This window comes from Sunxiuqinia dokdonensis (assembly GCF_001270965.1).
Classification (GTDB): domain Bacteria; phylum Bacteroidota; class Bacteroidia; order Bacteroidales; family Prolixibacteraceae; genus Sunxiuqinia; species Sunxiuqinia dokdonensis.
On the sequence record NZ_LGIA01000166.1, the window covers coordinates 1 to 13,605 of the forward strand.

Below are 13,605 nucleotides of genomic sequence, written 5' to 3' on the forward strand. Positions count from 1 at the left end.
TTTTGGACAGCCTCTTTTTTTATAGTGGTTTGATTTCAATCATCAAGTGCTTTTTTGGAATTTTCTCTCCCGGCTTGACATGTACCTTCACGATTTTGCCATCGAAAGGCATTTGTACGTTGTTGTGCATCTTCATGGCTTCCAAAATCAGGAGGCTATCGCCTTCCTTGAGTTTTTCACCCACTTTAACATGAACGTCAATGATGGTTCCGGGAATGAACGAATAAATATGGTTCATATTGGGTTCTTCCCAAATTGGACGATTGCGGTACTTGCGGGTGTATTCGGTATAATACTTTGCGCTGTGTACGATAATCGTTTCGTATTGCTTTTCAGTCATACTTCAAGGTTTTTGTTTAAAATGGAGGAATTCCGTGTTTTTTGCCTGGGCCCATCACCGATTTGTTTGCCGATATCTGTAAGGCATGCAGCAACATTTTACGGGTGTCTTCGGGCTCAATCACCTCATCAATATAGCCTCTTGCGGCTGCTACGTAAGGGTTGGCAAATTTGGTCTTGTACTCCTCAATTTTGATTTGGCGCATGGCTTCCGGATCTTCTGCTTCCGAAATTTCCTTACGGAACACGATGTTGGCCGCTCCTTCAGGTCCCATGACCGCAATTTCGGCTGTTGGCCATGCAAACACAAAGTCGGCACGCAGGTGGCGCGAGTTCATGGCAATATAACCGCCGCCGTAAGCTTTACGAATGATTACGGTAATTTTTGGAACCGTGGCTTCACTGTAGGCATACAGGATTTTTGCTCCGTGGCGAATTACGCCGGCATGCTCTTGGTCAACGCCCGGCAAATAACCCGGCAGGTCTTCCAAGGTGACAATCGGAATGTCGAAAGCATTGCAGTAACGAATAAAGCGGGCGGCCTTATCAGAGCTGTCGCAGTCGAGTACTCCGGCCAGAACTTTGGGTTGGTTGGCTACAAAACCTACGGTTTCACCGTTCAAGCGTCCAAAGCCAATCACGATGTTTGGCGCGAACAATTCCATAATTTCGAAAAATTCGGAGTGGTCGGTAATGGCTTGAATAATGTCCCGAATGTCGTAAGGCATTTTTGGATCGCCCGGAACAATGTTTTCAATTTTCTTTTTCTTCTTCGGAAGTTTTGGTTCAACCTTATCCGCTTTTTGCTTGTTGTTCCACGGAATGTAGGACATCAGCTTTTTGATCTGATCAAAACATTCCAATTCACTTTCGGCATAGAAATGAGCATTTCCGGTAATTTCAGCATGCACCTTGGCACCCCCCAGCTCTTCCATCGAAATTTCTTCACCCAACACGGTTTTGATGACACTTGGTCCGGTGATAAACATTTTGGAGATGTTGTTCACCACAAACACGAAGTCGGTCAGTGCGGGTGAATAAACAGCGCCTCCGGCACAGGGGCCCAGAATAACTGAAATCTGAGGAATCACTCCGGAAGCCAAAGTGTTACGGAAGAAAATCTCGCCATAACCGGCCAGCGAGTCAACCCCTTCCTGGATCCGGGCGCCACCTGAATCGTTGATCCCAATTAAAGGGACACGCATTTTTAGGGCATGGTCCATAATTTTTGTGATTTTTCGGGCGTGCATTAATCCCAAAGATCCACCGGCTACGGTGAAATCCTGTGCGAAAATACAGATTGGCGAACCATGCATTGTTCCTGTTCCGATGATGACACCGTCACCGTGCAATTTTTTGTTTTCCATGTCAAAATCGCGGGCTGCGTGCTCAACAAACAGGTCATACTCGTGAAATGAACCCTCGTCAAGGATGTATAAAATACGCTCGCGGGCAGTCAGTTTGCCCATGGCAACTTGTTTCTCAATGGCTTTTTCTCCACCACCTTTGAGAACTTCACTCTTCCTTTTTCGAAGGTCAAGGATATTCCGTTTCAACGACATAGCATATAGTTTTAATTAAAAAAATGTCCCGATTAGCCGGAGACCGTTAAATGTTTATGTTCGCTTTTTAGGCTTTAAAGCGGGTCAAAATTAGAATTTTTTCAAACACAAAGCTATTTTTTTAGAACATTTGATGTTTGGGCATACGAGAGAGTCATTATTTGGTTTTGAACAATTTGCCGTATTGTTTGAACGTTCGCTAGCGGCTTCCCTGTTTGTAGAGGTAAGCGGCCAGCGCACCAAAAATCAGGTTTGGAATCCAAGCGGCTACAATCGGAGCTACGGCGCCGGAGAGGGCAAATACAGTCGATATCTGCATGAACATAATGTAGGTAAAACTGAATAGAATGCCCAGGCCCAGGTGAAGTCCAAGTCCGCCTTTTACTTTTCGCGACGCCAGCGACACACCCATCAAGGTCAAGATGAAAGCCGAAAAAGGCCCGGAAAGCCGGCGGTGTTTTTCAATTTCAAATTCGGTCGTGCTAACTCCCCGCCGTTTCATTTCTTTGATTTCCTCATTCAGTTCGGGCAGTTTCATGGTCTCCACAATATTTTTCATGACGCGGTAGTCGTCGGGAGTCATGTTCAGGGTTGTGTCGATTTTAACCCCGGTGGTAATTGTTTCATTGTAGCCGTCAATGTCGCGGATAAAGTAATTGTTAATTACCCACTTTTTGTCTTCCCGATCCCACTTAATGTAGTCGGCTTCCAACTTCGATTTGAGCTCGCCTTCCTCAAACTTTTCAATGGTAAATTTGTATCCCACGTCATTGGAGGTGTTGTAACTTTGCATGTAAATAAATGTCCCGGGCGAAAGTTGCCGGTGAATGTTTCGTTCCAGATAGTTGCGGGGAGAATCAATATAAGTGCTTCTGAATTCAATCCGTTTTTTATTCGACGGGGGAATGACGTAATTGCCCAAAGTGTAGGAGAACAGGGCAATGATGAATGCTGAAATCATATACGGTCTCATCAGCCGGGCGTAGGAAACACCGCTGCTGAGGATGGCGATTATTTCGGAGTTGTAGGCCAGCTTTGAGGTGAAATAAATGACGGCAATAAAGGTAAACAGCGCACTGAACAAGTTGGCGTAGAATGGGATGAAATTCAGGTAGTAATCGAAAATAATGGCATTCATGGGCGCATCTTTCGAAATAAACTCATCCAGGTTCTCAGAGAAGTCAAACACCATGGCGATGCTAATAATCAGTGCAATCGAGTAAAAGAAAGTTCCCAGGAATTTCTTAATAATATACGTGTCGATTGTTTGTAGCTTTGGTATTTTCATATCCAATTCTAAAGGCGTTTTCCTAATTGTTGAACCAACTCTTCTTTCCAAGCTTTAAAATTGTCAGTCAGAATTTGTCTGCGGGCTTCTTTCACGAGCCACAAATAAAAAGCCAGGTTGTGCTGGCTGGCAATCTGGGCACCCAGCATTTCATTCGAAATGATCAGGTGACGCAAAAAAGCTTTGGAATAGTTGTGGTCGACAAATGATGTGCCATCCTGATCGACCGGTGAAAAATCGGCCGCCCACTTCTTATTCCGTATGTTGATAATCCCGTTTTTCGTAAACAGCATGCCGTTTCGCCCATTGCGCGTGGGCATCACGCAGTCGAACATGTCAACGCCCCGGTCAATGGCTTCCAGTATGTTGATCGGTGTTCCAACGCCCATCAGGTAGCGGGGTTTGTCTTTTGGGAGGATGGGATTCACCACCTCAATCATGGCGTACATGTCGGCTTCCGATTCGCCAACCGACAGTCCGCCAATGGCATAGCCGTCGCTTGGGATGGAGGTCGCATGTTTGGCTGCCGCTTCCCGCAAATCGGGATACACCGCGCCTTGCACAATGGGAAACAGCGATTGGCCGTGCCCGTACAGCGGCTTGGTTTTCTCCATCTGATTCACGCAGCGTTCGAGCCAGCGCTGGGTCAGGGCCAGTGACTTTTTGGCGTAGTCATAACCAGCATCTCCCGGCGTGCACTCATCAAAAGCCATGATGATGTCGGCCCCGATTTTTCGCTGCACATCCACCACGCTTTCCGGCGTAAACAAATGGCGCGATCCGTCAATATGCGACTGAAATTTGGCGCCCTCCTCGGTTAATTTTCTGATGTCGCCGAGCGAAAAAACCTGGTAGCCACCACTATCGGTCAGTATGGGTCCGCTCCAGCCGTTAAACTTATGCAGTCCGCCAGCTTCTTCAATGATCTCGGTTCCCGGACGCAAATACAAATGATAGGTATTTCCAAGGATGATTTGTGCCTGGATATCCTCTTTTAGATCTTTCACATGAATCCCTTTTACGGATCCGGCAGTACCCACGGGCATAAAGATTGGTGTTTCAATTGTTCCGTGTCCGGTTTCCAGCTTTCCGGCCCGGGCTTGGCTGTTAACTGCTTGATGTTGAAGCGTAAAGTTCATGTCCTGATTTTTGAGTGCTCAAAGATAGGTATAAAAGTTAAACCATCAGGAAATAGCGTTTGGCGCTTGCTGCAATTTTCATTTAAAAATGTGCGATAAGTCTGCCGGATTGCTAATTTTGCGAGTAAAATCAAATCATGGATTTCGACTTCTTTGAGCGTACAACGACCGAGTGGATAGCACCGGCCATTTTTTTTGGTGCCGTTGTTGTGGAGCTATTCTTTTTGTTGTTTTTCTTTCTGCGTTTGTTGTTTCTGAAAAAATCGTCGGAAAGCGATACCAGTGAACCCATTAGTATTTGTCTTTCGGTACGCAATGAAGAAGATCGCATAGAGTCCATTTTGAAAAATCTGCTGGCGCTTGATTACCCACGCTATGAAGTGGTGGTGGTAGATAATTTCTCTGAAGACCATACCCTGCTTAAGGTGGCACAACTGGCCCGAAACAACTCCAATCTAAAATATACGTCCATTAGCCAGGAGACGAACTTCTCTGAGAAAATTGCCATTAACCTCGCTTTAAAGGCTGCTTCGTACGACCAGATCGTTTTTTTAAGTCCCAACAGCCAGTCGGTTGATCGGTCATTTCTGAAAAAACTGAATACACAGGCAGATCAATCAAACTTACTAATGGGCTATGTGAATTACGCTCCCGAAAAAGGGTGGCGAAACAAGCTTTGCCGACTTGAACGGCTCGCAGCTTTCGTTCATTCAGCCACTTACTCCCTGGCGGGGCTGCCGGTCTTTTACGAAGATCGAAACGTGCTGTTTCACAAGGCTATTTACTTCGATCAATCTGGTTTTCGGAGAAAGATGAACGATCACTTTGCCAATCTAGAATTGATTTTCAATGACCGATTCCGTAAAAAAATTCGGGTTTCCATCGATCCCGAAACTTTTGTCAGGGAAGAAGCCCGGCTTCATGGCGGCGATTTTTCTGAACTGCTGAAAAAGAAAGTCCGCCTGGCGCAGCAGTTGGCCATTGTTAAGCGGCTGATTTACAGCCTGGGCGACTGGTCGAAATACCTGGTTTTGGCGTCCCTTGCCTGGATGTTGATCACCGAGCCTAATCATTGGCCGTTCGTCGTTGCTCCGGCCCTGCTTGTCGTGATGATGCAATTTTTTATCCTTAAAAGTGTGGTCGCTCATTTGAAGGAAAATAAAATCTTTCTATCTTCGTTTGTGTACGTTTATCTAAGACCTGCCCTGCATTTGGTACAGGCCGTTAAAAACTACATTCACGATAAAAAAAATAAATGGAATTAAATCCTAATTTGTCCGATAAGGCCCAACAGGACTTCGCCTTGGTTGAATCCGCCTTAAAAGGGGATGAAAAAGCATTTGCTAAGCTACTGAGTAAATATAAGGATGCCATTTATTTCATGCTCCTGAAAATGGTGAATAACAAAAGCGATGCGGAAGACCTGACCATTGAAGCTTTTGGTAAAGCTTTCAAAAACCTGCACCAGTATTCGCCAAGTTACGCGTTTAGTACCTGGCTGTTTAAAATTGCATCGAACAATTGCATCGACTTTCTGCGGAAGAAAAAAGGAGTGCATGTATCCATTGAAAGCAACTCGGACAACAACGACAATGAGCAGACCATCCGGCTCAAGTCGAAAGATCCTAATCCGGAGGAAAAGCTGATCCGCATACAAAAAGCCATTTTGTTGCGCCGCATTGTGCATAAGCTTAAACCCCGTTACCGCACGCTGGTCGAACTTCGTTATTTTCGGGAATATTCCTATGAGGAAATAGCAAAAGAATTAAGTTTGCCACTTGGTACGGTAAAAGCCCAATTGTTCCGGGCACGCGAAATGCTGTTTAAAATGATTGAGTCGACCGAGATTGACGACAAGGATTCGTAGCGAGCCGGAAGGTGTGAGGGAGAGAAGATGAGATGGTGAGAACTTTGGACTGGCAAGCAGCAACAGGAGATTGAAGGAGTGGCTGGAAGCAGGAAAGTAGGGAATAGTACTGCGCGCCACTGTCCCGGGGGCGAACTTGGGATTTATTTTTTTGAACTTGGACTTTTTCAACTATGGAAATCATCAAAAAATATTTTCCGGATCTAACCGTGCGGCAGCAAGAACAGCTGGCGCAATTGGGTCCGTTATACGCGGAGTGGAATGAAAAAATCAATGTCATTTCACGAAAAGACATTGACCAGCTCTACGAACGCCACGTTCTTCACTCGCTGGCCATTGCCCGCTATATTCAGTTTACGCCCGGAACTTCAATTATGGATGTTGGTACCGGTGGCGGATTTCCGGGTATTCCACTGGCTATTTTGTTTCCTGAGACCAATTTTTTCCTGGTCGATTCGATCGCGAAGAAAATTAAAGTGGTCGAGGAAGTCAGCCAAAGTATTGGCTTGACCAACGTTTGCGCACAACAAAACCGAGCCGAAAAGGTAGCGGGTCAATTCGATTTTGTGGTGAGCCGTGCGGTCACCGCTTTCCCTAAGTTTGTGTCGTTGGTTCGCAAAAAAATCAGTAGCAAGCAGCAGAACGCCTGGGGCAATGGTATTCTGTATTTAAAAGGCGGCGACTTTGCCGATGAACTTCAGCCCTTTAAAAATCAAGTACAGGTGTATCCGTTGAGTGAGCAGTTTGACGAGGAATTCTTCGAGACCAAGAAGCTCATTCACCTCCAACTAAAAAAGCCTCTAAAATAAGCGACAATATTTTGGAAGGAATCAAAAAAGAATTATTTTTGCAGTCCGAATTCAGTAAGAGTACATGACAAATAAAAATATTGACAAATGAAAAGGACATTTCAACCATCAAACAGGAAGCGCAGAAATAAACACGGATTCCGTGCAAAAATGGCTACTGTAGGCGGTCGCAAAGTTTTAAAGCTGCGTCGTGCAAAAGGAAGAAAGAAATTGACTGTTTCTGACGAGCCACGTCACAAACGTTAGGAAACGGATTCCATCTAAAAATACATTGAGAGGTGAAGAATATTTATTCTTTGCCTTTTTGTGTTTTTATAAGCTTCCAAAAATGGCCGGACAACTGGGAAGAAGGTTAAGGATTGCCCGGATGCTGATCGAATTTGGTTTTTAATGCAATTCCAGATACTATTTTTTAAGCTATTTTTGTTTCTTAAGAAAGAATAAAATCTGACCCTATGAGTTTGAAGGCATACCTGATAAGTAAAAGTTTTTGGATGAGTATTTTGCTGGCCATTGCCATTACCGTGATGCTGCTGCTGATTACCATGTTTGCGTTGCGGATGTACACCAATCATGGCGAGGCTTATACCGTGCCTGATTTTTCGGGTATGTTGATCGATCAGGTCAAAGAACAAGCACCCGAGGCCGAATTGCAGTTCCAGATCATGGATTCGGTTTACCTTGAAGGGGCAGAGCCAGGCGCTGTCATTGGTCAGGTGCCGGTTGCAGGGGCCGAAGTGAAACGTGGACGAACCATTTTTTTTACCATTTGTGCCACCAAGCCAGAGCAGGTAGCCATGCCCAAGCTGACCGATATTTCGTTCCGCCAGGCCATGAACCTGATGATGAGTTTTGGATTGAATGTGGGCAATGTTGATTATGTCCCATCCGAATTTCCAAACCTGGTATTGGATCAAAAGATTCACGGAGAACCTGTCGAGGAAGGAGTCTTGGTAAACAAGGGCGCGAATGTTGACTTAACGGTTGGGCAAAGCCGATTTGGCGAACGGACCGAAATTCCCAACCTGATCGGAGTTCGTCTGGATCAGGCGAATCAGTTAATCGCTGTGTCGTTCCTGAATGTGGGTGCGCTCATCTACGATGATTCGTTCCAATCGGCCGCCGATAGCGCCGAAGCCCGCGTGTGGCAACAAAGGCCTGAGCCCATTCCCGGAGATGTGATTGAACAGGGAAAATCAATTGACTTGTGGCTGACTGTTGATGAGGAGAAACTGGATATGGCCAACGAAAACGAAGTAAACTAATGGTTGAAGATAAAAATATTGATCTGGCTGACGATGGCGATGAGCTGGATGACCAGGTGATGTATGAACATTACAGGCTGGACGTGGATCCGGGACAGAAAATGTTGCGCGTGGACAAATACCTGGTGAACCGGATTGATAATGCCTCGCGAAGCCGGATTCAGGCCGCGGCAGATGCCGGTAATATCCTGGTCAACGGGCAGTCAGTGAAATCAAACTACAAAGTGAAGCCCGGCGATGAAGTGGCTGTGGTGATGGATTTCCCCCGGCGCGAGCTGAAAATTATCCCCGAAGATATTCCTTTGAATATTGTATATGAAGATGATGAATTACTTGTGCTGAATAAGCAGCCCGGATTGGTTGTTCATCCCGGACACGGAAACTATACCGGAACCCTGGTTAATGCCCTGGCCTATTATTACAAAGATTTGCCGCTTTTCAAAAGTGCCGATCCGCGCCCCGGGCTGGTACACCGGATTGATAAAAACACATCGGGCTTGATGGTGATCGCCAAAACCGAGTTGGCGAAAACCAAACTTTCACTTCAGTTTTTCGAGAAAACGACCAAGCGACAATACGTGGCCTTGGTATGGGGCAACCTGAAGGAGCCCAGCGGAACCATTGAAGGGAACATTGGCCGGAGCCAAAAAGACCGGCAGGTTTTTACCGTTTATCCCGATGGTGAACACGGCAAGCCGGCTGTGACACATTACAAGGTTCTGGAAGAACTGGGCTACGTGAATTTGGTGCAGTGCCAGTTGGAAACCGGGCGTACGCATCAGATTCGGGTGCACATGAAATACCTCGGGCATCCGCTTTTTAACGACGACACTTACGGTGGAAATGAGGTTTTACGCGGCACCACCTTCGCCAAATACAAACAATTTGTCCACAACTGCTTTAAAGTGCTGCCGCGTCAGGCGCTGCATGCCAAAACCCTTGGCTTTGTGCATCCAACCACCGGCCAAGAAATGCTGTTTGATTCGGACTTGCCCGACGACATGGCGCAGGTGATCGAAAAATGGCGCGCCTATATTTCAAACCGAAACCTTGAATAATCCATGAAAAAGAATATTGCCGTGGTCTATGGAGGCGATTCCTCCGAGTATGTTGTGTCAGTAATGAGCAGTAAAAACGTGTTGCAGGCCATTGATCAGGATTTGTTTCGCCCCTGGGCTGTCGAAATGCGAGGCACTGACTGGAAGTTGGTAGTCGATGGAGAGCAGGTGGCCGACCTTAACAAGCAGGATTTTAGTGCGCGTTATCAGAATGAAACCATCCGGTTCGATTTTGCCTACATCACCATTCATGGTACGCCAGGTGAAGATGGTATTTTGCAAGGCTATTTCGATTTGATGAAAATCCCCTATTCGACCTGTGGGGTGCAGTCGTCGGCATTAACGTTCAATAAGTATTTTTGCAGCAACTATTTACGCAACTTTGGCATCACCATGGCCAAGTCGGTTCGCTTAACGCAAGGAGCCAAAATTGATGTGGACAGCTTGGTGGCGGAACTGGGGTTGCCCGTATTTGTGAAACCCAACGCCGGAGGATCCAGTTTTGGAATCACCAAAGTGAAAACCAAAGACGAACTAAAAACAGCCATTGAAGGCGCCTGGAAAGAAAGCCGGGAAGCCTTGGTTGAGGAATTTATCGACGGCTTGGAAATTACCAGCGGACTGGTGAAAATGAAGGATGAAGCTTTGGTGTTTCCCATTACCGAGGTGGTTCCGAAGAATGAATTTTTCGATTTCGAAGCCAAGTACACCAAAGGAGCCACGCTTGAAATTACACCGGCACGCATTTCCGAAGAACTGACAAAAACCTGTCAGCAATTGTCATCGAAAATTTACGATCTCTGTAACTGTCAGGGAATTGTTCGGGTCGACTACATTCTGAAAGAGGGAAAATTCTACTTTTTGGAGGTGAATACAACGCCCGGTATGACAGCAACCAGCTTCATTCCGCAACAGATCGAAGCGATGGGGATGGAACTGAAAGACATCATAAGCAAGCTTATTTTCGACAAAATTTGTTGAAAACTATCGGTTCTAAATTTGCAGAAGGAGACTGGAAAGGACTCCTTTTTTTATACCTTTAAAATTCGTTTTTCAGAAAAATACCTTTCAAAAAGGATTTGTAAATCAATAAGTTTATATTTTAGGACATGGCCGCAGAGAGAAAAAGCAACCAGAAAAATTCCTCCCTTGAACAAATCAATGCGCAATATGGGAAGTTGCCTCCACAGGCAATTGATGTGGAAGAGGCCGTTTTGGGAGCCTTGATGTTGGAGCGTGATGCTTATGTGACCGTGGCCGATATTATTGATACACCAAGTTTTTACAAAGATGAGCATCAGAAGATTTTCGATGCCATCAAATACCTTTCCACCCACGAAAAACCAGTGGATTTGCTGATGGTTACCCAGCAATTAAAAGACCAGGGTCAACTTGATGCGGTTGGCGGACCCTTGTATATTACCCAGTTGACGAGCCGTGTGGCCTCAGCTGCCCACATCGAGTTTCATGCCCGGATTATCGCCCAGAAATACATTCAGCGTGAATTGATCCGCGTGTCATCGGAAATCCAGACCAGTGCTTATGACGACAATATGGACGTGGATGATTTGATTGATTTTTCGGAAACAGCGCTGTTTAAGGTGGCCGAAGGAAACATCAAGAAAGAAACGCTTCCCATAAAACCCATTTTGAAAGAAGCTGCCCGGTTGATTGAGGAGGCTTCAAAACGCGAAGACGGGTTGAGCGGGGTACCCAGTGGATTTACTGCACTGGACCGGATGACTTCGGGCTGGCAAAAAACCGACTTGGTGATTATTGCTGCCCGTCCGGCCATGGGTAAAACTGCGTTTGTGTTGTCGATGGCCCGTAACATGGCGGTGGAGCACAAGGCTCCGGTGGCTGTGTTCTCGCTGGAGATGTCGTCGGTGCAGTTGGTCAATCGTTTGATTGCTGCCGAAACCGAGTTAGGCTCCGAGAAAATTAAGAATGGGAGCTTGATGGACTGGGAGTGGGAGCACTTCAACAGGAAGTTGAATGTACTGGAAGATGCTCCCTTGTTTATTGATGATACGCCGGCTTTGTCTATTTTTGAGTTTCGGGCTAAATGCCGGAGGCTAAAGATGCAGCACGACATCGGGGCGGTGATCGTCGACTACTTGCAGTTGATGACTGCCGGCGACGCTGGGCGGGGCAGCCGCGAACAGGAAGTCAGTATGATTTCGCGCTCGTTGAAAGCCATTGCCAAGGAGCTGGACATCCCCATTTTGGCCTTGTCGCAGTTGAACCGTTCGGTCGAGTCGCGCGAAGGTAAACGTCCGCAGCTCTCCGACCTGCGTGAATCGGGCGCGATTGAGCAGGATGCCGACTTGGTGCTGTTCATTCACCGACCGGAATATTATGGAATAACCGAAGACGAAAACGGAAATTCGCTGATTGGTGTGGCCGAAATTATCATTGCCAAGCACCGGAATGGTTCGGTGGGTGATGTGCAGCTGGCCTTTAAGAAGCAAAATGTAAAGTTCGCCGACCTGGAAACGGTGATTCCGGAAGAAATTGGCGGTGGCGCCTTTGGTCAAACTTTCGGTTCGAAAATGAACGACGACCTGGGGAATGCAGGTATGCCGGTTAATAGTGGCTTTGAAGCTGAAAATAGTGATTCGTATGGTACACCAAAATCGGATGATATTCCTTTCTAATGGGTGGAAAAAGTGTTTGTTAATCCTTAGCTTTTTTTTCTTTCTTATCCAAAGTAGCCTGGCCGTTTACCTGCTGGTGCCGATGGACGGTGAGCAGAAAAATCATTTAAAAGCTTACGGCATGGCCTATTGGACGCTGGAGCAAGCCATCGAAGTCAAGTGGTTGCTCAATTACCGCGGGGGAAGTTTTCTGATTCCGTACTATGCCGAAATTGAAAATGAATGTTTGGTTCGTGGTGTGAGCGTGGAGAAAATTGCCGATGTGCAGTCGCAATCGATCCTGGCCGAAATTGCCCGGCCCGAAGTCAACCAGGATGCCATTAGCATGCAGAAAGCACCGAAAGTTGCCGTGTATTCGCCACCCAACAAGCAGCCCTGGGACGATGCTGTCACCCTGGTGCTGACCTATGCCGAAATTCCGTACACCATCATTTACGATGAAGAAATTCTGACCGATCAGTTGTCGGAATACGACTGGCTACACCTGCACCATGAAGATTTTACCGGGCAGTTTGGGAAGTTTTTCCGTTCGTACCAGCACATGCCCTGGTACCAGGAAGAGGTGAATACCAACAAAACCCTGGCCGAACGCATGGGCTTTGCCAAAGTATCGGAAATGAAGCTGGCCGTGACCCAAGAGATCCAACGTTACATCGCGCGCGGCGGATTTTTGTTTGCCATGTGCGCCGCCACCGACACCTACGATATCGCCCTGGCAGCCGATGGCGTCGATATTTGTGAGTCGATGTTTGACGGCGATCCGGCCGACCCGCATATGAATGAAAAACTGAATTTTGAGCATACCCTGGCGTTTCACGATTTTAGGGTGACGAAAGATCCGTTTGAATACGAATTTTCAAATATCGATGTGTCCACCTCACGACAGGTTCCCCAAAACCAGGATTATTTTACGCTGTTCGACTTTTCGGCCAAATGGGATCCTGTACCCACCATGCTGACCCAAAATCATCAACGCATTATCAAGGGGTTTATGGGACAAACCACCGCCTATAAGCAGCATCTTGTTAAGCCCAATGTGCTGGTGATGGGCGAAAACAAAGGGGCAGGAGAGGCCCGCTACATTCACGGCGAAGTCGGGCAAGGCTTTTGGACCTTCTACGGTGGGCACGATCCGGAAGATTACCGCCACCTGGTGGGCGATCCGCCAACCGATTTAAATCTACATCCGAATTCTCCCGGCTACCGCCTCATTTTAAATAATATTCTTTTCCCGGCTGCCAAGAAGAAAAAGCAAAAAACCTAAACAGTCAGCTCGCCGTCTGCCTGGCTGGTGGAGGTTTCCGCAAGCGTGGCGGAGCTTTCCGTGTGCGTGGCGGAGCCGTCTACCTTCGTGGGGAAGCTTTCCGCCTTCGTGCTCTGCCTTGCGGTCTTCGTGGCGGACCTTTCCGGCTTTGTGCTCCTCTTTGCGGTGTGCGTGCCGGGACTGTCTACCTTTGTGGTGGAACTGTCTACCTTGGATCCGGAGCCGTCTACCTTCGTGGCGGGACTGTCTACCATCGTGCTTTGCTTTGCGGACTTCGTGACGGAGGTTTCGGTGTGCGTGTTGGAGCTTTCCGCGGGGTTGAATTCCTAGGTTTTTTTGATCGCTCAGGAAAATTCA

At 47.0% G+C, this 13,605-nt stretch carries 13 protein-coding genes; 9 read left to right on the forward strand and 4 right to left on the reverse strand.

Annotated elements, in window-relative coordinates; all coding sequences use genetic code 11:
- Nucleotides 1–19 precede the first annotated feature (19 nt).
- The 4 genes from NC99_RS13300 to tgt all read right to left on the reverse strand — a co-directional run bounded on the left by NC99_RS13300 (nt 20) and on the right by tgt (nt 4,328).
- On the reverse strand, nt 20–340 hold the full coding sequence (locus tag NC99_RS13300) for a biotin/lipoyl-containing protein (RefSeq protein WP_053184489.1): 321 nt from the start codon (nt 338–340) through the stop codon (nt 20–22).
- 16 nt (nt 341–356) lie between these two features.
- Nucleotides 357–1,901 carry an acyl-CoA carboxylase subunit beta gene (locus tag NC99_RS13305; protein WP_053184491.1) on the reverse strand — a complete coding sequence of 515 codons (1,545 nt, stop codon included), beginning with the start codon at nt 1,899–1,901 and terminating at the stop codon, nt 357–359.
- A gap of 199 nt (nt 1,902–2,100) precedes the next feature.
- Entirely contained in the window at nt 2,101–3,189 is a 1,089-nt protein-coding gene (locus NC99_RS13310) for an LptF/LptG family permease (RefSeq protein ID WP_053184493.1), read from the reverse strand.
- 8 nt (nt 3,190–3,197) lie between these two features.
- Nucleotides 3,198–4,328 carry a tRNA guanosine(34) transglycosylase Tgt gene (gene tgt / locus NC99_RS13315; protein ID WP_053184495.1) on the reverse strand — a complete coding sequence of 377 codons (1,131 nt, stop codon included), beginning with the start codon at nt 4,326–4,328 and terminating at the stop codon, nt 3,198–3,200.
- Nucleotides 4,329–4,465: 137 nt separating this feature from the next.
- Between tgt and NC99_RS13320 the strand changes: the two genes are divergently transcribed.
- The 9 genes from NC99_RS13320 (at nt 4,466) to NC99_RS13355 (ending at nt 13,248) form a co-directional block, all read left to right on the forward strand.
- Nucleotides 4,466–5,593 (forward strand): glycosyltransferase, encoded by a 1,128-nt coding sequence (locus NC99_RS13320; RefSeq protein WP_053184497.1) that lies wholly within the window; start codon nt 4,466–4,468, stop codon nt 5,591–5,593.
- Complete coding sequence (locus tag NC99_RS13325) at nt 5,584–6,195, forward strand: RNA polymerase sigma factor (protein WP_053184499.1); 612 nt, start codon at nt 5,584–5,586, stop codon at nt 6,193–6,195. Before NC99_RS13320 ends, NC99_RS13325 begins: the two co-directional genes overlap by 10 nt.
- 173 nt (nt 6,196–6,368) lie before the next feature.
- On the forward strand, nt 6,369–7,004 hold the full coding sequence (rsmG, locus tag NC99_RS13330; protein ID WP_053184501.1) for a 16S rRNA (guanine(527)-N(7))-methyltransferase RsmG: 636 nt from the start codon (nt 6,369–6,371) through the stop codon (nt 7,002–7,004).
- An 87-nt stretch (nt 7,005–7,091) separates the two neighbouring features.
- The gene (rpmH, locus tag NC99_RS21650; RefSeq protein WP_082326480.1) at nt 7,092–7,250 is read left to right on the forward strand and encodes a 50S ribosomal protein L34; all 159 of its coding nucleotides are present in this window, start codon (nt 7,092–7,094) and stop codon (nt 7,248–7,250) included.
- A gap of 209 nt (nt 7,251–7,459) precedes the next feature.
- Complete coding sequence (locus NC99_RS13335) at nt 7,460–8,269, forward strand: PASTA domain-containing protein (protein WP_053184503.1); 810 nt, start codon at nt 7,460–7,462, stop codon at nt 8,267–8,269.
- Nucleotides 8,269–9,327 (forward strand): RluA family pseudouridine synthase, encoded by a 1,059-nt coding sequence (locus NC99_RS13340; RefSeq protein WP_053184505.1) that lies wholly within the window; start codon nt 8,269–8,271, stop codon nt 9,325–9,327. Before NC99_RS13335 ends, NC99_RS13340 begins: the two co-directional genes overlap by 1 nt.
- A gap of 3 nt (nt 9,328–9,330) precedes the next feature.
- The gene (locus NC99_RS13345; protein WP_053184507.1) at nt 9,331–10,308 is read left to right on the forward strand and encodes a D-alanine--D-alanine ligase; all 978 of its coding nucleotides are present in this window, start codon (nt 9,331–9,333) and stop codon (nt 10,306–10,308) included.
- A gap of 128 nt (nt 10,309–10,436) precedes the next feature.
- Entirely contained in the window at nt 10,437–11,984 is a 1,548-nt protein-coding gene (gene dnaB / locus NC99_RS13350; RefSeq protein ID WP_053184510.1) for a replicative DNA helicase, read from the forward strand.
- Nucleotides 11,950–13,248 (forward strand): hypothetical protein, encoded by a 1,299-nt coding sequence (locus NC99_RS13355; protein WP_204375002.1) that lies wholly within the window; start codon nt 11,950–11,952, stop codon nt 13,246–13,248. Before dnaB ends, NC99_RS13355 begins: the two co-directional genes overlap by 35 nt.
- The last annotated feature ends 357 nt before the right edge of the window (nt 13,249–13,605 follow it).

Coding starts and splice junctions, on each gene's coding strand:
- NC99_RS13300 (WP_053184489.1), bottom strand. CDS start 340: ATGACTGAAAAGCAATACGAAACGATTATCGTACACAGCGCAAAGTAT.
- NC99_RS13305 (WP_053184491.1), bottom strand. CDS start 1,901: ATGTCGTTGAAACGGAATATCCTTGACCTTCGAAAAAGGAAGAGTGAA.
- NC99_RS13310 (WP_053184493.1), bottom strand. CDS start 3,189: ATGAAAATACCAAAGCTACAAACAATCGACACGTATATTATTAAGAAA.
- tgt (WP_053184495.1), bottom strand. CDS start 4,328: ATGAACTTTACGCTTCAACATCAAGCAGTTAACAGCCAAGCCCGGGCC.
- NC99_RS13320 (WP_053184497.1), top strand. CDS start 4,466: ATGGATTTCGACTTCTTTGAGCGTACAACGACCGAGTGGATAGCACCG.
- NC99_RS13325 (WP_053184499.1), top strand. CDS start 5,584: ATGGAATTAAATCCTAATTTGTCCGATAAGGCCCAACAGGACTTCGCC.
- rsmG (WP_053184501.1), top strand. CDS start 6,369: ATGGAAATCATCAAAAAATATTTTCCGGATCTAACCGTGCGGCAGCAA.
- rpmH (WP_082326480.1), top strand. CDS start 7,092: ATGAAAAGGACATTTCAACCATCAAACAGGAAGCGCAGAAATAAACAC.
- NC99_RS13335 (WP_053184503.1), top strand. CDS start 7,460: ATGAGTTTGAAGGCATACCTGATAAGTAAAAGTTTTTGGATGAGTATT.
- NC99_RS13340 (WP_053184505.1), top strand. CDS start 8,269: ATGGTTGAAGATAAAAATATTGATCTGGCTGACGATGGCGATGAGCTG.
- NC99_RS13345 (WP_053184507.1), top strand. CDS start 9,331: ATGAAAAAGAATATTGCCGTGGTCTATGGAGGCGATTCCTCCGAGTAT.
- dnaB (WP_053184510.1), top strand. CDS start 10,437: ATGGCCGCAGAGAGAAAAAGCAACCAGAAAAATTCCTCCCTTGAACAA.
- NC99_RS13355 (WP_204375002.1), top strand. CDS start 11,950: ATGGTACACCAAAATCGGATGATATTCCTTTCTAATGGGTGGAAAAAG.